Raw genomic sequence first — 24,989 nt, forward strand, 5'->3', positions numbered from 1 at the left:
GCCTCAGGTTCTGATCTTGCTGATCGTGTCGTAAATCGGACCCATCACCGACAGCATGATCCAGCCGACCATCACGCCGAGGATCACGGTCATGGCCGGCTCTATCATCGCTTGCACCTTCTCGATCATCTCCTTGACTTCGCGGTTGTAGAAGTAGCTGACGTTGCGCAGCGCGCCGTCGAGCGCGCCGGTGGTTTCGCCGACCTTGAGCATGCGGATCACCAGCGGCGGGAAGATGCCGGTGTTCTGGAACGCCGCCGTGATGCCCTGGCCCTCGGAGATCAACTGCCCGGCGCGGCGCAGCCCGGCCGCGATGACGCGGTTGCCGACAATGCCTTCGGACAGGCGGATGCATTCGAGGATGGTGATGCCCGAGCCGTACATCATCGCGAAGAAAGTGGCGAAGCGGGCCAGGATGATCTTGTGCAGCACCGGGCCGATCATCCAGATGCGCAGCTTGAAACCGTCGGCGGCATAGCGCGCCTGCTCGCTGCGCGCCAGCCAGGCGCGGCCGACGAAGAACGCGATCAGCGGCACCGCCACCAGGATGTACCAGTAGTTGATGAAGATGTTGGAGACGAAAATCAGCGCCTTGGTGTGCAGCGGCAGGGTGTTGCCCATGTTTTTAACGAAGGACGTCAGCTGCGGCACCAGGTAGATCATCAGGAAGAACGTCACGCCGGTGACGAACACGCCGACGGCGGCCGGGTACATGATGATCTTCTTGGTCTGCGAGGCCAGTTCGTCCTGCCATTTCAGGCTTTCCGACAGGTTCTTGAAGACCTCGGCCAGCTTGCCGCTCTGCTCGCCGGCGGTGATAAGGCTGGTGAAGGTCAGGTCGAACACCTCGGGATACGAGGCCAGCGCGGCCGACAGTTGCTGGCCGCCCTCGATGTTCTCGATCAGGCCGGTGATCATTTCGCGGAAGCGCGGATGGTCGATGCTCTCGCGCAAGTCGTTCAAGCCTTCGAGGATGGGCACGCCGGCGCCGGTCAACTGCTCCATGTGGAAGCAGAAGTTGATCAGGTCGCGGCGGGTGATCACGCGTTTCAACGCCACCACCTTGGCGCGCGAGACACGGCAGTCGATCAGGTCCAGCCCCATGCGGTGCAGGCGCAGCTCCAGGTCCGGCTCGTTGGCGGCGTCCATGTTGCCGGGCGAGATCTGGCCGCCGGCGTCCATCGCGCGGTAGAAGTATTGGGGCATCAGCTGGCCAGCCTTTCGGTCAGCCGCTCTGTCAAGTCGACCACACGTCCGACTTCTTCCAATGTGGTCACACCTTCGAGCACGCGGCGCACGCCGTCATCGATCAGGCTGTGGAAGCCGCTGTTGGCGGCCGCCGTCTTCAGTTCGCGCGACGACGCGCGGCGCGCGACCATCTCGTCCAGCGCAGGCGTCATCTTCAGCAGTTCGATGATGGCGATGCGGCCCTTGTAGCCCTGGTGCGCGCAATGGTCGCAGCCGACCGCGCGGTGCAGGGTTTGCGGGCCGGCCGTCTCCGGCAGGCCCAGCAGGCGGCGCTCGACGTCGTCGGCGATGTGCGGCTCGCGGCACGCCGTGCACAGCTTGCGCACCAGCCGCTGGGCGATGATGCCGATGATGTTGCCGGCCATGATGTCGGGCACGACGCCGATGTCGAGCAGGCGCGGGATCGAGCCGATCGCCGAGTTGGTGTGCAGGGTCGAATACACCTGGTGGCCGGTCATGGCGGCCGAGAAGGCCATCTCGGCGGTTTCCTTGTCGCGGATCTCGCCGACCAGGATGATGTCCGGGTCCTGCCGCATCATCGAGCGGATGCCTTCGGCAAAGCCCATCTTGGCCGATTCGTTGACCGAGGTCTGGCGGATCATGTTCATCGGGTATTCGACCGGGTCCTCCAGCGTCATGATGTTGACGCTCTCGGTGTTGATGTGGTTCAGGATCGAATACAGGGTGGTGGTCTTGCCCGAGCCGGTCGGGCCGGTCACCAGGATCACGCCGTCGGGGCGGGCGATCATCAGTTTCAGCAGGCTCAGTTCGGCCTCGCCCAGGCCCAGGCCGTCGAGCGGCACCAGGCCCTTCTGGCGGTCGAGCACGCGCAGCACGAAGTTCTCGCCGTGCGTGGTCGGCTGCGCCGAGGCGCGGAAATCGATCTGCCGGCCGGAGAACTTGATCGAGATGCGGCCGTCCTGCGGCGCGCGCGTCTCGGCGATGTTCATGTTCGACATGACTTTGAGGCGCACGGCCATCGCCGGCCAGTACGATTTGTGCAGGCTGCGGATCTGGCGCAGGATGCCGTCGATGCGGTAGCGGATGCGCAGGAACGATTGCTCCGGCTCGAAGTGGATGTCGGAGGCGCTGTTTTGCACGGCGTCGGCCAGGATGGCGTCCATCAGCCGCACCATCGGCTGGCTGTACTCGTCGGAGGTGGTGCCCAGGCTGGCGTAGTTGACCTCGCCTGTTTCGATCTCGTGCAGGATGCCGTCGATCGACAGCTCGAAGCCGTAGTACTGGTCGATGGCACGCTGGATGTCCGACTCGTTCACCAGCAACGGGCTGATGGTGATGCCCTTGACCAGCATCGCGCTGATCTGGTCGAGCGCGACGATGTTGCTGGTGTCGGACATGGCCAGGATCAGGTTGTCGGTCTGGCGCTCGTAGACGATGGGGAACACGCGGTAGCGCTTGGCCACCTCCTTGGGGATCAGCTTGAGGGCGATGGCGTCGACCACCAGGCTGGTGAGGTCGGCGCTTTGCTGGTTCAGGTTCTCCGACAGCGCCATGCGCACCGTGGCCTCGGTGACGAAGCCCAGCGTGATCAACAGTTTCCCCAACGGCTCGTTGCTGCGTTTTTGCTCGATCAGCGCGATGCGCAGCTGGTCTTCGCTGATGACGCCTTTCTGGATCAGCAGTTTGCCGAGCGGGAGTTTTGCTTGTTCTGCCATCGATAGTGGTTGGTGATGTTCTTATTGCGGCGCAGGCGCGCCCAGCTCGTGCATGCGGAGGCGCAGCGCGTTGCGGTCGAACGCGGCCGCCTTGTCCTGCGACAGCACCAGCGCGCGCTGATAGTAGGTCAACGCAAGCCGGCCCTGGTTCAGCCGGTCCAGGCCGATGGCCAGGTTGTAGGCGTAGTCCGGATTGTCGGGCGAGGCGCTATAGGCGCGGAAGAAGGTTTGCTGGGCGTCGGACCAGCGGTTCTGCTGCGCATACAGGTTGCCGAGCGCGAACAGCGCCGGACCGGCCTCCGGATTGGTGGCCAGGATCGCCTTGAGGCGGCCTTCGTTCTGGGCGGCGTCGCCCGAGCGCATGCTCACCAGGCCGGCGACGGCGGTGGAGTCGTTCGGATCGAGTTCGAGCATGCGCAGATAATAGGACGCCGCTTGCGCGCCCTGGTTCTGGCGGGTATGCACCATCGCCAGGCCCAGCAGCGCGTCGCGGCTGGTCGGTTCCTGGCGCAGCGCGGACTCGTATTGCTTCTGTGCGTTGGGCAGGTCGCCGCTGGTGAACGATTGATAGGCCGTTTCGACGGCCGGCGCGATCTTGGCCGGCTGCACGGCGCGGGCGACGCGGATCTCGGCGTTGTTGTCGGGCGCGGCGACGGGCGGCAGTTTTTCCACGCGCGGCGCTGACCCGGCGAGCTGGCTTTGGATCGCCTGCTGGGCGGCGGCCAGTTCCTGCTCGGTGCGGGCCAGGCGGCGTTCCAGGTCGTCGCGGTTGCCCCGGTTGACGGAAGGGGCCAGCATGGCGCTGCCGCTGGGGTCGGCCGCCATCGGATCGGCGAAGCCGCCTGGCGCGCCGGGGGCGGGTTGGCCTGCCGAGGCGCCTGGCGCGGCGCCGATCACCTGCACCGGCGTGGCGCCGGTGGCGCCCGGAGGAGGCATCGGCACCGGCGGCAGGCGCGAGCCGGCGCCCGGCGCGACCACCGCCTGCCAATAGTAATAGCCGAAGCCGGCGACGATCAGCGCCAGTATCGAGAGCAGGCCGATCAGGCGAAGGCGTTCCGGGTCCATGCCGACCGGTTCGTTCGTCGCGGCGGCCGCCGCGCGGGCGCGCGCGGCGCCGCGCGGCTTGCCGGCGGCTTTGTCGTTGGATTGCGGTTTGGCCGAGGCCGCAGCCGATGCTTTGCCGCCCGCCGTGGGCTTCGCGGCGCCGCCGGCGTTGGCGCCGTAGGTGTTTTGGGCGTGGTTTTGCGCGGCGGCGGCTGTGGCGGCGGCCGCGCTGGCGGTCGATGCCGTGGGGGACAGCGGTGCTTGCGGCTGCGCGCGCTGCGGCGGGGCGGCGGCCGGTGTCGGCGCCACCGGCGCGGACGGATCGGGCGTCAGGTCGAACGTCAGGCCGGCGTCCAGATGGTCGCTGGGCGGTGGCAACGGGCTGGGCGAGGGGCGCGGCGTCAGGCTGGCGGCCGGCGCTTCAGGCGCCAGCGGTTCCAGGCTGAATTCGGCCATCGGCTCCAGGTCCAGGCTGAGTTCGCGTTTGGCGGGCGGCACGCTGGCGTGCGATGCCGGTTCGGGCGTGAGCGCCAGCACCGCGTCGAATTCCTCCGACGGCTTGTCCGATTCGTCCTCGACCGCCGAGCTTTGTTTGGCGCGCTCGGCTTTCTTTAGCGCCTGCATCAGTAAGCTCATGATCCGTTCCCGTTGGTGGTGGGGGCAGGGGGCGCTTGCGGGACCGGGTAAGGCTCGGTGTCCGGCTTTTCGCCCGGCAGCAGGTAGCGGTAATCCTTGTAGTCGCCGTTGACGCTGGCGTCCTTGACGACGATCGGGCGCATGAAGATCACCAGTTCGGTCTTGGTGCTTTTCTCGTTACGGTAGGAGAACAGATCGCCGATCACCGGCACGCTGCCCAGCAGCGGCACGGAGTCCTTGGCGTTGTCGACCGAATCCTGCATCAGGCCGCCCATGACGGCGATCTGGCCGCTCGGGATTTTCATCAGCGATTCCAGTTCGCGCGCCTGGATCACCGGCACGAAGCTCTGGACCTTGGCATCGGCCAGGGCCGGATTCGGGTCCAGCACGGTGCCGACGATGCGGGTGATGGTCGGACGCACGTTGACGGTGACATCGTCGTTGTCGGCGATTTGCGGCGTCACGCTCATGACGAAGCCGACCGGCACCGTCTCCAGCTTGGATTCGTAGGTGGCCGGCGAGGTCGGCGTGCCGTTGATGCCTAGCACGGCCGGCGTGACCTTGATCGAGAAGAACACGTTGTTGTCGACCACCTTGAGCAGCGCGGTCTGGTTGTTCATCACGCTGATTTTCGGGCTCGATAGCACTTTAACCTTGCCGAACGATTCCAGCAGCTCGATGGTCGCGGCGATGTTGCCCAAACCGCTGAGCGGGTTGTTGTACTTCAGCAGGAAAATGCCGGGGCTGGTGCCCGGATTGACCCCGCTGGGCAGGTTGACGGTGCCGACCTGGCCTTGCGTCATGCCCAGGCGCCCAGAGCGCGACAAGGTCGACCAGTTGATGCCCTGCTGGTAATTATTATTGAGGCGCACCTCGATCACGGTCGCCTCGATCAGCACCTGGCGCTTGGCCGCGCCCAGCACGATATCGACGAACTCGCGGATTTTCTCATGCTGGCGGCTGGTGGCGCGCACGGCGATCAGGCCGCCCTCGGCATTGACGATGACCGAGTTGGGACGGTTGTTATTGTTGCGCGACTGGCCGAAGGCGCCGGTGTCGAACGCCGCCGGCGCCTGCTGGCCCTGGCCGGGCTGCGCGCCGCCCGGCGCGTTTTGCTGCACGCCGGCCAGCGGATCGACCGGGTTGTCGTTCAGATTGGTGTTGCGCAGCATGTCGCGGATGTTCTTTTCCAGCGTGAACCAGAAATTATTGTCCGAGCGGTTGTTGACCACGGTCGTCGAGTTGTTGCTGCCGGTGCTGCTGCCGCTGTTGCTGTTCGACTGGTTGCCGCCGCTGTTGCTGCCGCTGCCGCTTCCGCTCCCGCTTGCACCGGAACCGCCGGCCGACGTGGTCGCGCCGACCGGGTTGGAGGCGCTCGCGCCACCACCGCCGGTGGTCGAAATCTGCGTCGCGATGCTGACGCTGCTGCTGGTGCTGCGCGAGATGTTGACGTAGTCGATCTTGTAGTTGCGCCACTCCGGCGTGTCCGGCAGCACCGTCAAGGTGCCATTGTTTATTTCGTAACGCATATCGACCTGGCGCTGGATGCGGCTCAGCAGCTGGGGCAGGGTCTGGTCCAGCGCGTTGAGCGTGACCATGCCCTCGATGCTCGGATGGACGTCCACGTTCAGGCCGGCGTCGCGCGCCAGCGCGAACAGCAGCGACTGCACCGGCACCTTGTGCACGGTGACACTGTAGGTCTCGACCTTGGCGGTCGGCTTGGGCGGCGGCAGCACCGCGCTTTGCCGCACCGGCTCGGGGATCGACCCGGCCGGACGCGGCGCCTCGCTGACGTGGGCGGGCGAGGTCGGCAGGCTGCGCGTGGCGCAGGCGCCAAGTAACACACTGCAAGCCACGGGGACGATGGTCAAGGCTAGTCTATTCATTGTTTCTTCCGGCCCAGGGGGAACGCAGGATGTTGTGCATATGCAATATAGCTAGCATGATCTTACAAATTCGGTGCCACCGCAAGGACGCTCAAGCATATTGCTCCAATTAAAAGCCCCAGCAAACACCCGATTGCAACAGTGCGATTAAAGTAGCGACCCGGGCGCCGATTTAACAATGTGCCCGCGCGGCCCCTGCCGAACGGCGATTCGCTGATCGCCGCCCGCACGTGGCGCTTGTCGACGACGTCGGCGTCGTCGGCGAACGCGGCCAGCAGCGCCTTGTCGGCCAGGATGTTGATGCGGCGGACGATGCCCTCGGAGCTGTCGCCGATCATTTTGGCGGCGGCCGCGCTGAACACGGCCGGGCCGTCGTGGCCGGCCGCGCGCAGGCGGAAGTCCAGGAACTCGGCCACCAGGGCGGGTTCCATGGCCGGCACGTGGAAGCTGTGGGTGATGCGCTCGCGCAGCTGGCGCATGCTCGACAGTTCCAGATGTTCGTCCAGTTCCGGCTGGCCGAACAGTACGATCTGCAGCAGTTTGCTGCGCGCCGTTTCCAGATTGGTCAGCAGGCGGATCGCTTCCAAGGTTTCGAGCGGCATCGCCTGCGCCTCCTCGACCAGCAGCACGACCTGTTGGCCCTGGCCGTGGCGCTCGATCAGGTGCGCGTGCAGGCCGCGCTGCACCTCGTCGACGCGGAAGCCGCGCGTCGGCAGGCCGAGTTCGGCGGCGATCGCGAACTGGACTTCGACCGGGTTCAGGTTCGGGTTGACCAGATAGATGACCTCGATATGCGGCGGCAGCTGGCTCTCGAGCATGCGGCACAACATGGTCTTGCCGGCGCCGACTTCGCCGGTCACCTTGATGATGCCTTCGCCATGGCAGACCGCATACAGCAAGGCTTCGAGGATCTCGCCGCGAGTATTGCCGGAGTAGAAAAAGGCCGGATTCGGCGTGATGCCGAACGGCGATTCGCGCAACTGGAAGTGGGATTGGTACATGCTGCTCACGCGATGCAGGCCAGGAACGCTTGTTCCAGGTTGGCCGCGCCATATTGTTCGCGGCATTCGGCCGGCGTGCCGGCAAAGCGGATTTGGCCGCCGTGCAGGATGGCCATGCGGTCGCACAACTCATCGACGTCGGCCAGCGCGTGCGAGGTCAGGAACAGGGTGCTGCCGGCGCGGTGCAGGCTGCGCAGTTGTTCTTTCAACAGCGCGCGGGCCTTCGGGTCGAGGCCGCTCATCGGCTCGTCCAGTATATATAGGGGTTTGCGCGCGAGCAGGCAGGCGGCCAGTCCCAGCTTTTGCGTCATGCCTTTGGAATAGCCGCGCACGGTGCGCTTGAGCGCGTCCGGGTCGAGGTCGAGCGCCGTCATCATCGCGCCGACCTCGGAGGCGTCGTAGCGCAGGCCTTGCAGCGTCAGCAGATAGCGGATGAAATCGGCGCCGGTCAAGTAGTACGGCGGCGTGAAGCGTTCCGGCAGAAAGCCGAGCGGCTGGCGGCTGGCCGGGCGGTGGTGCGGTTGGCCGAAGATGTCGATGGCGCCGCCGTCGAGGGCGCAAAAATCGAGCACGCATTTGATCAGGCTAGTCTTGCCGGCGCCGTTGACGCCCACCAGGCCGAAGCATTCACCCGCATGCAGTTCGAGATTCACGCCCCGCAGCACGCTGGTTTGGCCGTAGCCTTGAACGACGTGTTGCAAGCGCAGGGCGGGTACGGTCATGAAAGGGATAGTGGCCACGGGAAACGAACCACAACTGTAGCGCATTCGTGCGAAGAAAGCGACATCCTGTGCAGATAGGCGAGCTTGGCATTGGGGAAGTGGGGTAATCTGCACTAGAATGGCCGCAAGTTGTCGTGTGGCATTAGATGGGGCTGTTGGCGGAGCTTGGCGGATTACGCTGCGCTAATCCGCCCTACGTGTCTCCGAGGTTGTTGATGCGACGGTGGCCGGGGCGGATTTTGCCTACGTGCCTCCGTTGTGCCCGGTTCGTTCGAGGGCCACGGAGACACGTAGGGCGGATTAGGCGGCACGCCGTAATCCGCCATGAGCCGCCACAGCACTCATTTTGGTTTTATTCGTTGAGATTAGGGAGCAAGCATGGCAAGGCCCGAGAAAGTCAGGCTGGGGGAAATTCTCGTACAGCAAAAGCTGCTGTCGGAAGAACAACTGGGGCTGGCGCTGGCCGAGCAAAAGCGCAGCGGGCGCAAGCTCGGTCGCGTGTTCATCGAGAATGGCTACGTCACCGAGGAGCAGATCGCCGGCGCGCTGGCGCGCCAGCTCAACATCCCGTACCTGAACCTGAAGTTCTTCAACGTCAATCCCGAGATCGTCCGCATGCTGCCGGAGACGCAGGCGCGCCGCTTCCGCGCGCTGGTGCTGGAGGACCGGCGCGGCGTGCTGCTGGTCGGCATGTCCGACCCGACCGACCTGTTCGCTTATGACGAGATCGCCCGCATCGTCAAACAAAACATCGAGCTGGCCGTCGTCAACGAAACCGAGGTGCTGGCCGTCATCGACCGCATCTATCGCCGCACCGAGGATATCTCGGACCTGGCGCGCGAGCTGGAGCAGGATATCGGCGACGTCTCGGTCGACTTCGGCGCGCTGGCGGCTGCTAATCCCAACCTGGAAGAGGCGCCCATCGTCAAGCTGCTGCAGTCGGTGTTCGACGACGCGGCCCAGGTACGCGCCTCCGACATCCACATCGAACCGCAGGAAGGGCGGCTGCAGATCCGCTTCCGCATCGACGGCGTGCTGCACCTGCAGACCGAAACCGATATCAAGATCGCCCCGTCGCTGGCGCTGCGCCTGAAGCTGATGTCCGACCTGGACATCTCGGAAAAGCGCCTGCCGCAGGATGGCCGCTTCGCCGTGCGCGTGCGCAACCAGCGCATCGACGTGCGTATCTCCACCATGCCGACCCAGTACGGCGAGTCGGTCGTCATGCGTCTGCTGAGCCAAGGCGGCGCCCAGCTGCGGCTCGACGCCATCGGCATGCCGCGCGCGCTGGTGGAAAAGTTCCGCGCCATCATCCAGCGTCCGAACGGCCTGGTGCTGGTGACCGGCCCGACCGGTAGCGGCAAGACTACCACCTTGTACTGCGCGCTGTCGGAACTCAATTCCGTCGAGAAGAAACTGATCACCGTCGAGGACCCGGTCGAATATCGGCTGGCCGGCATCAACCAGGTGCAGGTCAACGACAAGATCGACCTGAACTTCGCGCGTGTGTTGCGCTCGGCGCTGCGGCAAGACCCGGACATCGTGCTCGTCGGCGAGATGCGCGACCAGGAAACCGCGCAAATCGGCCTGCGCGCCGCCATGACCGGTCACTTGGTGTTGTCGACTTTGCACACCAACGACGCGATGAGCACGCCGCTGCGGCTGATGGACATGGGCGTGCCGCGTTACATGGTCGGCAGTTCCTTGCAGGCGGTGCTGGCCCAGCGGCTGGTACGCATGATCTGCGAAAGCTGCACCACGCCGTACGAGCCGACGCCCACCGAGCGCGAGTGGCTGAGCATGGAACTCAACGACAAGGTGGACAAGGCGCGCTATTTCCACGGCAAGGGCTGCTCGCATTGCAACGGCATGGGCTATCGCGGCCGTACCGGCGTCTACGAGCTGCTGGAGATGACGCGGGCGGTGGTGGACGCCGCCAACGATCCCGATCCGGCCCACTTCCTGAAGGTGGCGGCGACACAGATGGCCGGCGAAACCTTGCGCCGGCACGCGGTGCAGCTGGTCGTGCAGGGCCGCACGACGGTGTCGGAAGCGATGCGCATCAGTAACCAGACCGAGGATTGACGTGCCGTTCTTCGCCTATAAAGCCCGCAACGCGCGCGGCGAACTGATGCAAGGCGTGCTGGAGGGACCGGACAGCGGCGCCATCGCCGATCAACTGTTCAATACCGGCGTGACGCCGATCGAGATCACCGTCACGCAAAAAGCCGTCGCCGCCAATGGCGAGAGCTGGCTGGCGCGGTTGCTTGAGAAGAAGGTCACGTCGATGGACGTGCAATTGTTCAGCCGCCAGTTATATACCCTGCTCAAGTCCGGCGTGCCGATCATGCGCGGGCTGGCGGGCTTGCAGGAATCGGCGGTCAGCAAGTCGTTCGGCAAGGTCATCAAGGATTTGCGCGAGTCGCTCGACTCGGGGCGCGAGTTGTCGGCCGCCATGCGCCGCCATCCGGATGTGTTTTCGCCGTTTTACCTGTCGATGGTGCGGGTGGGCGAGATGACCGGGCGGCTGGAGGAGGTGTTCCTGCGCCTGTTCGACCACCTGGAGTTCGACCGCGACATGCGCGAGCGCGTCAAGACGGCTACCCGCTATCCGAGCTTCGTGTTGATGGCGATGGTGGCGGCGATGGTTGTGGTCAACATTTTTGTGATACCGGCTTTTGTCGGCGTGTTCAAGTCGCTGCATGCCGAGCTGCCGTTGATGACGCGGATTTTGATCGGCACCTCTAACTTTACCGTGCGCTACTGGCCGATGATGGCGGTGGCGGCCGTCGCCGGCATATGGGGCTTCCGCGCCTGGATCGGCACGCAGCGGGGCTTGTATCAATGGGATAAGTTCAAACTGAAGATTCCTGTCGCCGGCAAGATCATTCTCAAGGCCACGATGGCCCGCTTTGCCCGCAGCTTCGCCTTGGCCAACCGCAGCGGCGTGCCGATCGTGCAAGGGTTGACGGTGGTGTCGCAGACGGTGGACAACGCCTACCTGTGCGCCCGTGTCGAGCAGATGCGCGATGGCGTCGAGCGCGGGGACAGCATTTTGCGGACGGCGGCGGCGGCCGGCGTGTTTACGCCGGTGGTGCTGCAAATGATCGCGGTGGGCGAGGAGAGCGGTTCGATCGACGATTTGATGGACGAGATCGCGCAGATGTACGAACGCGAGGTCGACTACGAGCTCAAGACGCTGTCGGCTCAGATCGAACCGATCCTGATTGTCTTCCTCGGCATGATGGTTTTGGTGCTGGCGCTGGGCATCTTCCTGCCGATTTGGGATCTGGGCAAAGCCGCCTTGCATAAGTGATGCCGAGAACGGGGCGTTTGTTGAATTTTTTGACAACATTTGTGACGCAGAAACAACGGGGCGCCAGTTTGCTGGAATTTGCCTTGGTCGTCGTGGTTGTGGGCATCTTGACCACGGTTTTGCTGCACCGGATTCAGCATTATCAGCGCGAAGCCGCCGAGACCGCGATGCAGATGACAGTGGCGAATGTGCGGACCGCCTTAGGAATTAAGGTTGCAAGTGGGAAATTGCCGGACGGAACGATTAATTTAACGATTTTAGCCGAACAAAATCCGTTTGATTGGTTGAAAGATAAGCCGCCTAATTACGCCGGCGAGTACTTTTCCCCTACAGACGCGGACATCGGCGAGGGCAATTGGTGCTTTGATCGAACTGATAAATCCGTGATTTATTTGTTAAATATCCGAAAATCTTTTTTAGATGCCCAAACGAAACGTTTGAGATTCAAGGTAAAATTACTTCGCTTGCCCCATAGCCCCGCCAAGCCGTCAGGCGCACCAGAACCCCTCGGTGTGGCCTTTGAGCAAGTGAAAGACTGACGCAATCCGCGCTGTCTTTCTTCAACTTAATGGACGACTTGGAGAAGTGAAAATGAACAAGGCAGCGATGAGCGCATTCCGTAAACCAGCAGCCCAATCGGGCTTCACGCTGATCGAACTGATCGTCGTGATTGTGATCCTCGGCATTCTGGCGGCAACGGCGTTGCCACGGTTCACGAACTTGGGTGGTGATGCCCGTGCCGCCTCCGTCTCGGCCGCGCGTGGAGCGATGTCTTCTGGAGCGGCGCTGGCTCATGGCCAGTTCTTGGTCAATCCGGCGTTAGTCGTCGGTGGCAAGATGAAGGTGGAGGGTGCTGACGTGGTTATGGCTAACGGGTATCCAGCTGCAACAGGTATCGCCGTCGCTGCTGGTCTGAGCGATTCGGACTACGCGATTCTTCCTGCCGGCACCGCCGGTGGCCCCAACAACCCTGCGGTGGGGACGGGCGAAGTTGTAATACAACCCAAGGGGATAGCCGGAACCGCAACCGGGTTGAAGTGCTATGTAAAGTACACCGAGTCTAGTGGCGCTAACATTGCACCGTCCCTCACCAACGCCCCTACCTCCGGCGACTGTCAGTAAGTAGAGTGCTCGGGCCGGTGTCGCTTTGACTCGCCATCACGATCAGCGGCGCCTTACTGGCGCTCCTGGACGCCCAATCGAAGCTGGCTTCACGATAGTTGAGCTGGTGACTGTGATAGTCGTCATGGGCATCCTGGGGGCCATAGGCGCTTCGCGGTTTTTCGATGGCGATTCGTTCGCCGGCCGCGCTTATTCCGACCAAATTAAGTCCGTGATCCGCTCTGCTCAAAAGCTCGCCATTGCCCAGAACCGGGCGGTTTTCGTTCAGGCGTCCCCGGCTAGGTTTGCTGTCTGTTTCAATACCGCCAATTGCAACACTGCGGCCGACTTGGCTTTCGCGCCGGGCGGCTCGAACACCGGCAGTTCCGCAACCCGCGCTGCATGCACGCTTGGCAACAACTACGTTGCCACCTGGATGTGCGAGGGCACGCCTGCCAGCGTGGCCGTAACCGGTGTCGCGCCCGGGTACACGTTTTCCTTCGACCGTATGGGCCGTCCGAGCTTCGGTGCACCATTGGCGCTGACTTTCACCAGCGGTGCCAGCGTTTACCGGTTCACCGTGGAATCCGAGACCGGCTATGTCCATTAAACGCCAGCGTGGCCTCACCATCATCGAACTTGTGCTGTTCATGGTGATCATGGGCGTTGCCGCCGCCGGCATTATCGGCGTTCTGAACATTGGCACCAAGTCCAGCGCCGACCCGCTGCGCCGCAAGCAGGCGATGCTGATCGCCGAAGCGTTTATGGAAGAGGTGCAATTGGCGCCCTTTACCTTTTGTAGCTCCGACGATCCCGCCGTTGGAACTGCGACATCGCGCGCTGCCTGCGCCATCCCGGCCGCAGTCGGAACAAGAGCTACGGGGGCGGTACGCCCTTATACCAATGTCGCCGAGTACGCGACGGCGTTGAATACGCAGCAGCCCACCTTTGCCGTCAATGGTGTGGACGTGGATGTGAATGGCCGCGCATTGGGGCAGGACCGTAACTTTAAAACGATGGGCAACGGTTCGCTGAGTGGAATTACCACAACCGTAACGCTCAACGTGCTCGATGCCGCAAACGCGCTGGGGCCACCCGGGCGTGCGATCGTATCCGCGCCCGCCGACCTGCTGGCGCTGCGAATCACCATCATCACCAGATATGGTCCCGGCGACAACGACTTTATCCAACTGGACGGATACCGCACGCGGTACGCGCCGAATATTTAGGTGTTATGAAGACTCGCCTTCGACATATACGGCTAGTGGCGGCCCGCCACCGAGGCTTCACTCTGGTGGAGGCGGTGGTGGTCATGGTCGTCACCGGCATCCTGGCCGGCACCATGGTACTGTTCATCCGCCGACCGGTGCAAAACTACACCGATTCCGCCGCGCGCGCCGAGTTGAGCGACGCAGCCGACCTGGCCCTGCGCCGCATGTCGCGTGAACTGCGCAGGGCGCTGCCCAATAGCGTGCGCCTCACGGGCAGCCCGGGCAATGTGTGGTGGCTGGAGTTTATTCCTACGACAAGCGGCGGCAAGTATCTGGCGGTGGACGACAACCCCGATCCGGCGAAAGGTACGGCTTTGAGCTTCACGGCGCCAACCGCGCAGCCGTTCAACGTGATCGGCTCGATGCCGACCGTCACGATATCGCCCACCGGGAGCACCAGCCTGGATAACTTCATGGTCATCTACAATCTGGGCCCCGGTTTTACAGACGCCGACGCTTACGACCGCAGCAATCTGGCGTTGATCACAGGCACCAACGCGTTCGCGCGGACGATCACCTATGAAAGTTATGCGGTCGGCGCGGCGCGGGGAAACACCACCAATCCTTTTGCCCAGTGGACGAAAGCGCCCGCCGCCGACAATCGGTTGCCGAATACGTCGCCCGACCAGCGTTTCCAGGTGGTGACGAGGCCGGTGATTTTTCGCTGCCAGGGTTCGGCCGACGGCAAGGGCACGTTGACGCGCTCCGTGGTCGATTTCTCTGTCGCTCCGACATTTCCCGCAGCGTCCGCTGGGGTTTTGCTGGCCAACAACGTCGTCGATTGTGACTTCACCATCGGCACCGCAGGTAGCCAGCAGAGTGCGCTGATTGGCCTGAACCTATCGCTCGGACGCTCCGCGCTCGATGGCGGCAGGGCGATCGAAACGGTTACGCTGACCCATCAAATCCACGTGGACAATACGCCATGAAGCCAAGGACGATACGCAACGCGGGTGGCGTCGCTCTGGTGACGGCCATCTTCCTGCTGGTGGTGTTGTCGGGCTTGGCAGTGGCCGTGGTGTCGCTGACGACCTCGCAGCAAGCCGGCGCCACGCAGGATGAGCAAGGCGCGCGCGCTTATCAGGCGGCGAGGGCAGGCATCGAGTGGGCGTTGTTCTTCAGCCAGAGGCCGGCCGGCGCGATGGCCGGGAACGCGTTGGGTTGCCCAGGAAACAGCTATACCTTCGGCCTGACGGCCCCGACCTTGTCCGCCTTCACTGTAACGGTTACCTGCACCGGACCAGAGGCCGGATATGGTTATGTGCCCGCCTCCGACCTTACAGCAGGGGGCATCAGATTTACCGCGACAGCGTGTAATCAACCTGGTGCCACCGGCTGCCCCAACCTCACGCCAGGCCCCGATTACGTGCAGCGGGTCATTGAGGCGCAGCTATAAAGAAACAAGCCACGTGACAATGTGTGTATTTTTATGGCATTACTATTAATTTGTAGCAAATAAACGGTGTAACTTGAATATAATCAATCAACTAGCGCGTAAACCTCGTGTGCTGGTAACCATTTAGGTCGCTGGTATGGGATTTTTCAAAAGAAGCAAAAAAAAGGATGGCTGGTTGACTGTCTCGTTCCACCGCGACGGCATCTGCGCTGGCCGCGTGCAGCGCGTGCGCGACGCCAAGGCGGTGGTCGAGCTGTCGTCGTTCTATCCGTCCAACGCCAGCCTGTCGGCCGAATCGCTGGAAAAAGTGAGCAAGGATTTGAAGGCCGCCAATTTCGTGTTCGGCACCATGCTGAGCGGTGGCGAATACCAGATGCTGACCGTCGACGCGCCCAATGTCCCGCAGGACGAATTGAAAACGGCGGTGCGCTGGCGCTTGAAGGATATGCTCGACTTCCACGTCGACGATGCCACCATCGATGTGCTCGATATCCCGGTCGACCCGAACGCGCCGTCGCGCGCCCATTCGATGTTCGCCATTGCCGCGCGCAACGCGCTGATCCAGGCGCGCCAGGGCTTGTTCGCCGAGGCGGAGATCGAACTGAACGTGATCGATATCCCGGAAATGGCGCAGCGGAACATCTCGGCGCTGCTGGAAACCGAGGGCAGGGGCCTGGCGATGCTGTCGTTCGACGGCGACGGCGGCCTGCTGACGATCACCTTCAAGGGTGAGCTGTACCTGTCGCGCCGGATCGACGTGACCTTGCCGCAGTTGCTGGAACCGGACACCGACAAGCAGCAGACCTGCTTCGACAAGATCACCCTGGAGCTGCAGCGCTCGCTCGATCACTTCGACCGCCAGTTCAACTACGTCAACGTGATCAAGCTGCTGCTGGCGCCGACCGGCGCGCAGGGCTTGCACGAGTATTTGGCGGCCAACCTGTACATGCCGGTGGAGGCGATGGGGCTGGAGGATGTGTTCGATCTGAGCAAGGCGCCGGCGCTGCTGGACGTCGAGCAGCAGCAGCGTTTCTTCCTGACCCTGGGCGCCGCCCTGCGGCACGAGGAGGTGGTGCTGTGAGCCAGCAGATCAATCTCTTCAACCCCATCTTCCTCAAGCAAAAGAAGGTGTTCACGGCCTTGCCGATGGCCGAGGCGCTGGGCGTCATCGTCGCCGGTGCGCTGCTGCTGACGTGGTACGCCGGCCAGCGCGTGGCCGACCTGGAGCGCTCCGCCGAGTCTGGCAAGATCCTGCTGGCCGACCGTGAGCGCCGCTTGGTGGAGGCCAACAAACAGTTCGCGCCGCGCCAGAAAAGCCCCACCATGGCGGCGGACGTGGCGCAGGCGGAGGCGGAATTGGCCGCCCTGCACCAGGTGGAGTCGGTGCTGCGCGACGGGACGCTGGGCAATTCGGCCGGCTACGCCGAATATTTCCGCGCGTTTTCGCGGCAGAACGTCAACGGCCTGTGGCTGACGGGCGTGTCCATCGTCGGCGCTGGCAAGGATATCGGCGTGCAAGGCCGCGCCATGCAGCCGACCCTGATTCCGGCTTACATCGCGCGTTTGAAGTCGGAGCGCGCCATGCATGGCAAGACTTTCGCCAGCCTCGATATTTCGCGCCCGGACGCGCAGGTGATGCCGGCCGTCGCGCCGCCAACCGGTGAGGCGCCAGCGACCACGGTCGCGGCAGCCGCGCCGGCGCAGGCCGCCGCGCCGTTCGTGCAGTTCAGTTTGCAGTCGACCGCTGTGAAGGCCGAACAATGAAGCAGCAACTTCAACAGCAATGGCTCAAGCTGAGCACCAAGCTGGACGCGATGACCCTACGCGAGCGGGCGATGGTGTTCGTGGCGGTGACGGCGGCGATCCTGTTCCTGATTTACACAATGGCGGTCGAGCCGATGCTGGCGAAGCAAAAGCTGCTGCTGGCGCAGATCAAACAGCAGCAGAACCAGATCGCCGGCATCGACGCGGAGATCACGGCCAAGGCGCAAGGCTTCAACCTCGATCCGGACGCCGGGGAGCGCGCCAGGTTGCTGGCGGCCCGTGCCGAGATCGACCGCATCAGCGCGGGCTTGCTGGCGGTGCAAAAAGGATTGGTGGCGCCGGAGAAGATCGCTCCGTTGCTGGAAAACCTGCTCCGCGGCCATGGCAAATTGCGCTTGATGGCGATGAAGACCTTACCGGTGACGGGCATGAGCGAGACCTTCGCCGCTGCCGCGCCGGCGGCGGGCGTCACGCCGGCCGTATCGGCGGCCCAGCCGGCGCCGGTCAATCAGCCGGGCCAGCAGCCGGCGGTAGTGCACAAGCCGCGTGAGCTGCTGTATCGACACGGCGTGGAACTCGTCTTGCAGGGCAGTTATCTGGACATGGTCAGCTACATGGCCGCGCTGGAGGCGTTGCCGGTGCAACTGTTCTGGGGCAAGGCCAGCCTCGACGCGCAGCAGTATCCGAACTCGCGCCTGACCTTGACCTTGTACACGCTGAGCCTGGATCAGAAATGGATGAAGCTATGAGCGCCGCAGTACGACGCGTCTGGTTGGCCGGCGCGCTGTCGGCGCTGATGCTGGCCGCGCCGCCGTTGCGGGCTCAGACCCTGGTCGATCCGACCCAGCCGCCGCCGGAATCGCGCCTGCTGGCGCCGGGCGCCGCCGATGCGCCGGTGGTCGGCGCCGGCCCGCGCTTGCAATCGATCCTGATCGGCACGCGCGGACGCGAGGTGGCGGTGATCGACGGCCAGACCCTGCGCAAAGGCGACAAGATCAATGGCGCCGTGCTGGTGAAAATCGGCAAGAACCAAGTGGTGTTGCAACACGGACGGGAGAAACAGGTGCTGACCTTGTTCACCGATACCGGAACGGGCGGCAAAACGCCCGTTCATCAACGTTAAACGAATGCATATGCAAAAAATACTGACCATCGCCATCCTGACGACGCTGCTGCTGAACGGCTGCTCGACGCCGCCCAAGCGCGATACCTACAACAAGATCAACGCCGAGGTCGATACGGCGCTGAAGGCCAAGCCGCCGGCCGCCGCGCAGGCCGACGCCGTGGCGAGCGCCTTGCTGCCACCCGCGTCGCAGCTGGCCGAGCAGTTGCCGAAGGCGCGCGCGGTGCTGGAGGAGCGCTTCAACGTGTCGTTCAACAACGTGCCGGTGCAGCAGTTCTTCAACTCCATCGTGGCCGGCACGCGCTACAACATGCTGATCAATCCGGAGGTGACCGGCACCATCACCGCCAACCTGAAGGATGTGACGCTGGTCGAGGCGCTCGACGCGGTGCGCGAGCTGTACGGCTACGACTACAAGATCGAAGGCACGCGCATCTACATCCGTCCGCTGACGATGCAGACCAAGATGTTCAAGGTCAATTATCTGACGGCGATCCGCAAGGGCGTGTCGAGCCTGCGCGTGTCGTCGACGTCGGTGGCCAACGCCGGCACCAGCAACAGCGGCTCGCAGAACAATTCCGGCAATAACAATAACTCGAACAACAATAACAACGACAATTCGGGCAACAACGGTAACAACGGCAACAATTCCGGCGGCAACCAGAGCCAGCGCGACGCGGCCAACGTGCAAACCACGTCCGGCAGCGACTTCTGGCTGGAGCTCAAGACGGCGCTGGAGGCGATCATCGAAACCGGCAAGGACGGCCGCAGCGTGACCATCAGCCCGCAGTCGGGCGTGATCGTGATCCGCGCCATGCCCGACGAGCTGCGCAATGTCGACCAGTATCTGCGCGCGACCCAGTTGTCGGTCGACCGCCAGGTGATCCTGGAGGCGAAGATCCTCGAGGTGGAGTTGAACAGCAACTTCCAGAGCGGCATCAACTGGGCCGCTTTCGGCAAGCTCAGCACCAATAGCCGCATCTCGGCCGGGCTGGTGCAGCCGGGCACGTCGTTGACGCCGCTGGGCGTGAGCGCGTCGGGCTCGCTGTCGAGCAACGGCGCCGCCGGCGCGGTGGCCGTGCCGGGGTCGTCGATCGGCGCGGTGTCGGACGCGGTCGGGTCCTTGTTCGGACTGGCGTTCCAAACCAGCAATTTCGCGGCGCTGATTTCCTTCCTCGAAGGGCAGGGCACCGTGCACGTCCTGTCGAGCCCGCGCATCGCGACCTTGAACAACCAGAAGGCGCTGCTCAAGATCGGCACCGACGAGTTCTTCGTCACCGGCATCAGCACCACCACGACGACCAACGGCAACGGCAGCGGCATCACCACGCCGACGTTGACCCTGCAGCCGTTCTTCTCCGGCGTGGTGCTGGACGTGACGCCGCAGATCGACGACCACGGCAACATCATCTTGCACGTGCACCCGTCGGTCAGCCAGGTCTCCACCGTCAACAAGGGCGTCAATCTGGGCACCCTGGGTAACTTCAGTCTGCCGTTGGCGGCGTCGTCGACCTCCGAGATGGACAGCATGGTGCGCGGCCAGAACGGCCAGGTGGTCGCCATCGGCGGCCTGATGCGCCAGGCGACGACCTCGGACCGTTCCGGCGTGCCGGGCGCGAGCGACATTCCCGTGGTCGGCGCGCTGTTCCGCGCCAGCGGCGAGGTGATCCAGAAGCGCGAGCTGGTGGTGCTGATCAAGCCGACCATCGTCGAATCGAGCTCCGACTGGAACCAGGACTTGCTCGAAAGCGGACGCCGCATCAAGGAGCTCGATCCGCGCCGCGCCATGGAGCGCAACTGATCATGTATAGCAAACACTTCGGCCTGCGCGAGGCGCCGTTCAGCATCACGCCGGACACCAGCTATTTCTTCACCAGCCCGCACTCGCAGGAGGCGCTCAACACCTTGCTGGTGGCCGCCAAGAGCGGCGAGGGCTTCATCAAGATCACCGGCGAGGTCGGCACCGGCAAGACGCTGCTGTGCCGTAAGTTCATCGCCACGGTGGGGCCGGAATTCGTCACCGCCTATATTCCCAATCCCTACCTGGAGCCGCGCACCCTGATGCTGGCCCTGGCCGACGAGCTGGAGGTGACGCTGGCGCGCGATGTCGACCAGCACCAGATGCTCAAGTCGATCACCTACCGCCTGATCGAGCTGGCGCACGCCGGCAAGCAGGTGATGCTGTTGCTCGACGAGGCGCAGGCGATCCCGGTGGAGAGCCTGGAGGCGTTGCGGCTGCTGAGCAATCTGGAGACGGAAAAGCGCAAGTTGCTGCAAATCGTGCTGTTCGGCCAGCCGGAGCTGAACCAGCATTTGCAAGCCAATTCGATCCGCCAGCTGGCGCAGCGGATCACCTTCCATTACCACCTCGGGCCGCTGAGCCGGGACGACATCGAATATTATCTGGCCCACCGTTTGCGCGTGGCCGGCTACACGGGCGGGCGCCTGTTCAGCCGTGGCGCGATCGGCAAGCTGTTCCGCGCCAGCGGCGGCATTCCGCGGCTGGTCAACATCATGGCCAACAAGTCGCTGATGCTGTGCTTTGGCGAGGGCCGGCAGCAGGTCACGCGCCGCCACGTCAACCTGGCGGCGCACGACACCCACGGCGTGGTCGGCGCGCGCGCCGGCGTGCGCTGGCCGTGGCTGGCCGCCGGCGTCAGCGTGCTGGTCGCGGCGTGCGGCTTGACGTGGGCGCTGACCAAATGAGCCTGATTAATAAAATGCTGCAGGATCTGGACAAGCGCGGCGGCGCCGGCGACGGCGCGGTCCATCCCCAGGAGTTGAAGGCGGTGCCGGCGCCGGAACGCGACCGCCGGCCGATGCTGCTGGCCGGCGCGGGCGTGGCGGCGGCCGCCGTGTTGGCCGCCGGCGGCTGGTACGGTTGGCAGTACTGGCAGAGCCATCGCGCGCCGCCGGCGCCGGTGCCGAAGGTGGTGGTCAACCAGCGCCCCGCAGGCGCCGTAGCCCCGGCGCCCGTGGTCGAGACGGCCAAGCCGGCGGCGCCGGAACCGGCGGCGACGCCCGCGCCGACCGCACACCCGGTCACCGAGTCGCTCGCGGAACCGATAACGAAACCTGTTCAGCCGATGCAACCCGAGGGCCGTCCGGCCAAGTCCGTACCTGTTCGCGCGGCCGCCACGGTGGCGGCCGCCGACGACGCTATCGCGTCCAGGCCCCGCCGCCCGGTCGCCGACAACGAGGCGCACCGTCCGGAGCGCAAGCCGGCCCAAACGGAAGGCGTCAGCCGGCGCGAGCTGACGCCCAAGCTCGAATCCGACGGCGCCTACCGGCGCGCGCTGGTGGCCTTGCAAGAAGGCCGCCTGAGCGTGGCGATGGCCGATCTCGAGCGCGCGCTGGAGATCGATCCGCGCAACGAGGCGGCGCGCCAAACCTACGTCAGCCTATTGCTGGAAAATAAGCGGACCGACGAGGCGATCCGTCAGTTGCGCCTGTCCCTGGGCATCGATCCGCGCCAGCCGGGGCTGGCGATGGTGCTGGCGCGGCTGCAACTGGAACGCGGCGGGCCGGCGCTGGATACACTGATGGCGACCCTGCCATACGCCGGCAACAGCGCCGACTACCTGGCCTTCCTGGCTGGCGTGCTGCAACGCGAGCAGCGCCACGAGGAGGCGGCCCGCTACTACCGCGACGCGCTGCAACTGGCGCCGGGCAACGGCGTCTGGTGGATGGGACTGGCCATTTCGCTGCAGGCCGACCAGCACCTGCCGGAGGCGCGCGAAGCCTATACGCGGGCTCGCGCGGCGACGGGCATGACGCCGGAATTGCTGGCGTTCATCGACCGCAAGCTGGAACAGCTGGCGCGCTAATTGCCGTCGCTTACCGGGAGTTTTTAGAGCATTGTAAAGATGCTAATCATGATAATATAATTGCAATTCCCTGCAATCAATTATCGGATACCTCCCCATGACCAATACGCTGGTATCGCACCTGAAGAAAAACCTGGTCCCGCTGTTGCTGGCGCTCGCCGTCAGCCAGGCCTACGCGGCCGATATCGTCTACACCGGCGTTGATGGCGCGTCCGGCCTGATCGGCGCGGCGCCCGGGCAGCATGGCGGTAGCGGCGGCGCCGGCGGCCCGTTGTCGGCCGCGCTCGGACAAGCACAGGCGGCGCTGACGTTGACACTGTACGGCGGCGCCGGTGGCGACGGCGGCGCCGGCGCCGCGCGTTCCGAGACTATCTTCGCCGGCAACGGCGGCGCCGGCGGGTTCGGCGGATCGGCCAGCGGCGCCATCGCCACCAGCACCCCGGCGGCGCTCGACACGGTGGTGGCGGCGCTGGTCTATGGCGGCCGGGGCGGGATTGGCGGCGCGCCCGGCGGGCTGGCCGAAATGCTCGACAACGGCGAGATCTTCGGACCGTTCAACCCGATCTACGGCGCTTCCGGCGTCGGTGGCAACGGTGGTGGCGCCAGCAGTTCGGCCTCGGCGAGCGTGGGCGGCGCCGCCTCGGTCGACGTCACGGCACTCGCCGTTGGCGGCGCCGGTGGCAGCTTCGCCGGCCCGCAGGGCGTGTCGGGCGCCGGCGGCGGCGCCAGCGCCACCGCCTACGGGCGATCGGACACGGGCAAAGTGCGCGTCCGGGCCGAAGCCCGTGGCGGCGACGGGGGGCAGCCGACGGCTTTCCTCGGTAGCGGCGGCGGTCTCGCGGCAGACGTGGAACAGATCGACGCCGTAGCGGGGAACACGGGCGGTGAGCTGACTCTGGTTCAGCGCGCCGTCGCCGGCCGCGCCGGCGCCAGTGGCGTGGCCGATCCGTATAACCCGGTGCCACCTGATGGCGTGCGCAGCGCCAACGCCCGCTCGGCGCTGACCTTGAGCGACGCCACGGCCGCCAGCGTGAACGCGCAGGTGTCGGCGGTCGGCGGCGACGCCAGCCTGGCGCTGAACTTCAGCTATGCCGGTGGCGCCGGCTCGGCCTTGCTGGACCTGACATCGACCGCCGCCGGCGCCATCGTCGACGGCACGGTCGAGGCGTTCGGCGGCACCGGCAGCGTCTACGTCGGCGGCGGCGAGGGCGGCATGGCCGACGCGGTCGCCGTGCTGACCGGACTGGCCGACGTGCGCGGCAGCGTGGCGGCCTACGGCGGCAACGGCGGTCCGTCCACCTTCGGCGGCAACGGCGGCGACGCGCATGCCGCGTTGACGATCTCGGCGCAGGGCATGGCGCGCGGCAGCGCCGTCGCCGCCGGTGGCCAGACGGGCGCGGATTCTAATTATTACCAGCCGCGAATCGGCCAGGCCGACGCCGTTGTCGTGCTGGTCGGCGCCGGTGCGCAGGGCGCCGCCACGGCCGAGGGCACCAGCGCGACGAGCCGCCTGACCGCGCGCACCAGCGGCGCCTTGGGCGTCGATGTGAGCGCCAGTGCGCGCGGCTACAGCGACGCCGGCGTGGTGGTGGTATCCGGGATCGGCCCGTCGGCGGCCGGCAGTGCCAGCGTCAGGGCGCGGGTCGACGCGTCGAGCTACGATTCGACCAACAGCACGCCGGCCACCGCCACGCTCGACGTCACCGCCTCGGGCGACATCGACGGCGTCAGCCAGGCGCGCTCGGGCGACGCGCTGTCGGGCTGGTACGGTTCGCCGCCGTCGGCCGGGGGCGTCACCAGCAGCGCGCGCGGCGTCACCACCGGCAACCATGCGGTGTCGATCGGCGCCATCGCGCGCGCTGGACAGACCGGCTTCATCGAGAACGTCCCCGTCATCAGCGGCGCCGCCAGCGCCACCGCCTTCGGCCAGTCCGGCGGCGGCGCGGTCAACGTCTCGGCCGAGGCGCGCGCCAGCGGCGGCACCCGCGTCTATCAATGGAACGGCTACGGCGCGGCGGGCGCGTCGGCCACGGCGGTCAACCTCGTGCGCGGCGGCCGCGGCAGCGCCCACGCCAGCGCCTGGGGTGGCGACGCCCAGGCGCTGGCGACGGCCGTCGGCGTCGGCGCCGGCGGCGCGGTGCGGGTCAGCGGCGCGGCCGGTCCGTTGGTCGGCGACTGGCCGGCCAGCACCCAGTTCAGCGTGACGAGCAACGCGTCCGGCGCCAACTATTACGACGCGGCCGGGTTCCGGCTGGCCGGCCACGGCGGCGCCGGGCAGGTGGTGGTGTCGAACGTCAGCGCCGGCCCGGACGCGGCCGGCGACATCGCCGGACTCGGGCCGGTGGTGACGGCGGCCATGACTTCGGTGGCCGGGGTCGGCATGCTGGCGTTCAGCTCCGACACGGCCGCGCTGGTGACGGACTGGTGGATGCCTGCGCCGGCGCTGCTGACGGCCAGCGGCCAGTTCGGCTTCGACGGCGTCGCCGGCCAGCACCTGCTGCTCGGTTTCGTGTCGGCCTCGTTCGCCGACGGCTTCGACACGCTGGAGCTGTCGATCACCAACAACGGCGTCGGCCTGTTCTCGCGGCTGTTCACCTCGGCCGACGACGCCATGCTGTTCTTCAACGACCACGTGCTCGACCTCGGCTTGTTCGGCGCCGGCGCGCAGGACGTGCGGGTGTCGTCGACCTACTCGTACTTCCAGCCGGGCACGTTCGCTTTCAACTACGTGGTCGGTTCCGGCGTCGGCGTGTCGCCGGTGCCGGAACCGTCGAGCTGGCTGATGCTGGCGCTCGGCCTGGGCACGCTGGTGCTGGTCGCCCGCCGCCGCGCCGCGCCGTCCGCGCATGGCCGCCGGCGCCTGTAACAAGATAAAGTCGGCACGTTACAAATTTTACAATTAAAATAAGATAAGATGGCATTCTTAACAATGCCTATACGACGTCGGCCACGTCCGCTCGTATTTCTTAAAACACTAT

The 24,989-nt window shown here is 65.1% G+C and carries 22 protein-coding genes; 16 read left to right on the forward strand and 6 right to left on the reverse strand.

Annotation, left to right across the window (positions count from 1 at the left end):
• Nucleotides 1-3 precede the first annotated feature (3 nt).
• From AC07P1_RS31045 to AC07P1_RS31070, 6 genes are all read right to left on the reverse strand, one after another.
• Complete coding sequence (locus AC07P1_RS31045; RefSeq protein WP_494699456.1) at nucleotides 4-1,206, reverse strand: type II secretion system F family protein; 1,203 nt, start codon at nucleotides 1,204-1,206, stop codon at nucleotides 4-6.
• Nucleotides 1,206-2,924 carry a GspE/PulE family protein gene (locus AC07P1_RS31050; RefSeq protein ID WP_494699457.1) on the reverse strand — a complete coding sequence of 573 codons (1,719 nt, stop codon included), beginning with the start codon at nucleotides 2,922-2,924 and terminating at the stop codon, nucleotides 1,206-1,208. The genes AC07P1_RS31045 and AC07P1_RS31050 overlap by 1 nt, the downstream gene beginning before the upstream one ends.
• Nucleotides 2,925-2,945: 21 nt before the next feature.
• Nucleotides 2,946-4,604 carry a tetratricopeptide repeat protein gene (locus AC07P1_RS31055; protein WP_494699458.1) on the reverse strand — a complete coding sequence of 553 codons (1,659 nt, stop codon included), beginning with the start codon at nucleotides 4,602-4,604 and terminating at the stop codon, nucleotides 2,946-2,948.
• Complete coding sequence (gene mshL / locus AC07P1_RS31060; RefSeq protein ID WP_494699459.1) at nucleotides 4,601-6,490, reverse strand: pilus (MSHA type) biogenesis protein MshL; 1,890 nt, start codon at nucleotides 6,488-6,490, stop codon at nucleotides 4,601-4,603. The genes AC07P1_RS31055 and mshL (AC07P1_RS31060) overlap by 4 nt, the downstream gene beginning before the upstream one ends.
• A gap of 62 nt (nucleotides 6,491-6,552) precedes the next feature.
• Complete coding sequence (locus AC07P1_RS31065; RefSeq protein ID WP_494699460.1) at nucleotides 6,553-7,491, reverse strand: ExeA family protein; 939 nt, start codon at nucleotides 7,489-7,491, stop codon at nucleotides 6,553-6,555.
• Nucleotides 7,492-7,496: 5 nt separating this feature from the next.
• On the reverse strand, nucleotides 7,497-8,213 hold the full coding sequence (locus AC07P1_RS31070; RefSeq protein WP_494699461.1) for an ABC transporter ATP-binding protein: 717 nt from the start codon (nucleotides 8,211-8,213) through the stop codon (nucleotides 7,497-7,499).
• Nucleotides 8,214-8,591: 378 nt separating this feature from the next.
• On the opposite strand from AC07P1_RS31070, the gene AC07P1_RS31075 reads away from it, so the two are divergent.
• The 16 genes from AC07P1_RS31075 (at nucleotide 8,592) to AC07P1_RS31150 (ending at nucleotide 24,877) form a co-directional block, all read left to right on the forward strand.
• Nucleotides 8,592-10,298, forward strand: coding sequence for a GspE/PulE family protein (locus AC07P1_RS31075; protein ID WP_494699462.1), 1,707 nt, complete (start codon nucleotides 8,592-8,594; stop codon nucleotides 10,296-10,298).
• A 1-nt stretch (nucleotide 10,299) separates the two neighbouring features.
• A complete protein-coding gene (locus AC07P1_RS31080; RefSeq protein WP_494699463.1) occupies nucleotides 10,300-11,529 on the forward strand; it encodes a type II secretion system F family protein in 1,230 nt (409 codons plus the stop codon).
• Between the two features lie 41 nt (nucleotides 11,530-11,570).
• A complete protein-coding gene (locus AC07P1_RS31085; protein ID WP_494699464.1) occupies nucleotides 11,571-12,068 on the forward strand; it encodes a type II secretion system protein in 498 nt (165 codons plus the stop codon).
• A gap of 52 nt (nucleotides 12,069-12,120) precedes the next feature.
• Entirely contained in the window at nucleotides 12,121-12,651 is a 531-nt protein-coding gene (locus tag AC07P1_RS31090) for a type II secretion system protein (protein ID WP_494699465.1), read from the forward strand.
• 124 nt (nucleotides 12,652-12,775) lie between these two features.
• Nucleotides 12,776-13,240 carry an MSHA biogenesis protein MshC gene (locus AC07P1_RS31095; RefSeq protein WP_494699466.1) on the forward strand — a complete coding sequence of 155 codons (465 nt, stop codon included), beginning with the start codon at nucleotides 12,776-12,778 and terminating at the stop codon, nucleotides 13,238-13,240.
• Nucleotides 13,230-13,859: a type IV pilus modification PilV family protein gene (locus AC07P1_RS31100; RefSeq protein ID WP_494699467.1), complete on the forward strand. Its 630-nt coding sequence runs from the start codon at nucleotides 13,230-13,232 to the stop codon at nucleotides 13,857-13,859. Before AC07P1_RS31095 ends, AC07P1_RS31100 begins: the two co-directional genes overlap by 11 nt.
• 5 nt (nucleotides 13,860-13,864) lie before the next feature.
• Nucleotides 13,865-14,830 (forward strand): prepilin-type N-terminal cleavage/methylation domain-containing protein, encoded by a 966-nt coding sequence (locus tag AC07P1_RS31105; RefSeq protein ID WP_494699468.1) that lies wholly within the window; start codon nucleotides 13,865-13,867, stop codon nucleotides 14,828-14,830.
• The gene (locus AC07P1_RS31110; protein ID WP_494699469.1) at nucleotides 14,827-15,297 is read left to right on the forward strand and encodes a pilus assembly PilX family protein; all 471 of its coding nucleotides are present in this window, start codon (nucleotides 14,827-14,829) and stop codon (nucleotides 15,295-15,297) included. Before AC07P1_RS31105 ends, AC07P1_RS31110 begins: the two co-directional genes overlap by 4 nt.
• A 175-nt stretch (nucleotides 15,298-15,472) precedes the next feature.
• On the forward strand, nucleotides 15,473-16,378 hold the full coding sequence (gene pilM, locus AC07P1_RS31115; protein ID WP_494699470.1) for a type IV pilus biogenesis protein PilM: 906 nt from the start codon (nucleotides 15,473-15,475) through the stop codon (nucleotides 16,376-16,378).
• Nucleotides 16,375-17,061 carry an MSHA biogenesis protein MshI gene (locus tag AC07P1_RS31120; RefSeq protein WP_494699471.1) on the forward strand — a complete coding sequence of 229 codons (687 nt, stop codon included), beginning with the start codon at nucleotides 16,375-16,377 and terminating at the stop codon, nucleotides 17,059-17,061. Before pilM ends, AC07P1_RS31120 begins: the two co-directional genes overlap by 4 nt.
• On the forward strand, nucleotides 17,058-17,810 hold the full coding sequence (locus AC07P1_RS31125; protein WP_494699472.1) for a hypothetical protein: 753 nt from the start codon (nucleotides 17,058-17,060) through the stop codon (nucleotides 17,808-17,810). The genes AC07P1_RS31120 and AC07P1_RS31125 overlap by 4 nt, the downstream gene beginning before the upstream one ends.
• Nucleotides 17,807-18,184: an MSHA biogenesis protein MshK gene (locus AC07P1_RS31130; RefSeq protein ID WP_494699473.1), complete on the forward strand. Its 378-nt coding sequence runs from the start codon at nucleotides 17,807-17,809 to the stop codon at nucleotides 18,182-18,184. The genes AC07P1_RS31125 and AC07P1_RS31130 overlap by 4 nt, the downstream gene beginning before the upstream one ends.
• Before the next feature lie 10 nt (nucleotides 18,185-18,194).
• Nucleotides 18,195-19,985: a pilus (MSHA type) biogenesis protein MshL gene (gene mshL / locus AC07P1_RS31135; protein WP_494699474.1), complete on the forward strand. Its 1,791-nt coding sequence runs from the start codon at nucleotides 18,195-18,197 to the stop codon at nucleotides 19,983-19,985.
• Between the two features lie 2 nt (nucleotides 19,986-19,987).
• Nucleotides 19,988-20,890 (forward strand): ExeA family protein, encoded by a 903-nt coding sequence (locus AC07P1_RS31140; RefSeq protein ID WP_494699475.1) that lies wholly within the window; start codon nucleotides 19,988-19,990, stop codon nucleotides 20,888-20,890.
• Nucleotides 20,887-22,011, forward strand: a complete 1,125-nt coding sequence (locus AC07P1_RS31145; RefSeq protein WP_494699476.1) for a tetratricopeptide repeat protein — start codon at nucleotides 20,887-20,889, stop codon at nucleotides 22,009-22,011. The genes AC07P1_RS31140 and AC07P1_RS31145 overlap by 4 nt, the downstream gene beginning before the upstream one ends.
• Nucleotides 22,012-22,108: 97 nt before the next feature.
• On the forward strand, nucleotides 22,109-24,877 hold the full coding sequence (locus tag AC07P1_RS31150; RefSeq protein ID WP_494699477.1) for a PEP-CTERM sorting domain-containing protein: 2,769 nt from the start codon (nucleotides 22,109-22,111) through the stop codon (nucleotides 24,875-24,877).
• Nucleotides 24,878-24,989: the final 112 nt, after the last annotated feature.

The organism is Duganella sp. GW821-FHT07F09, assembly GCF_059418705.1.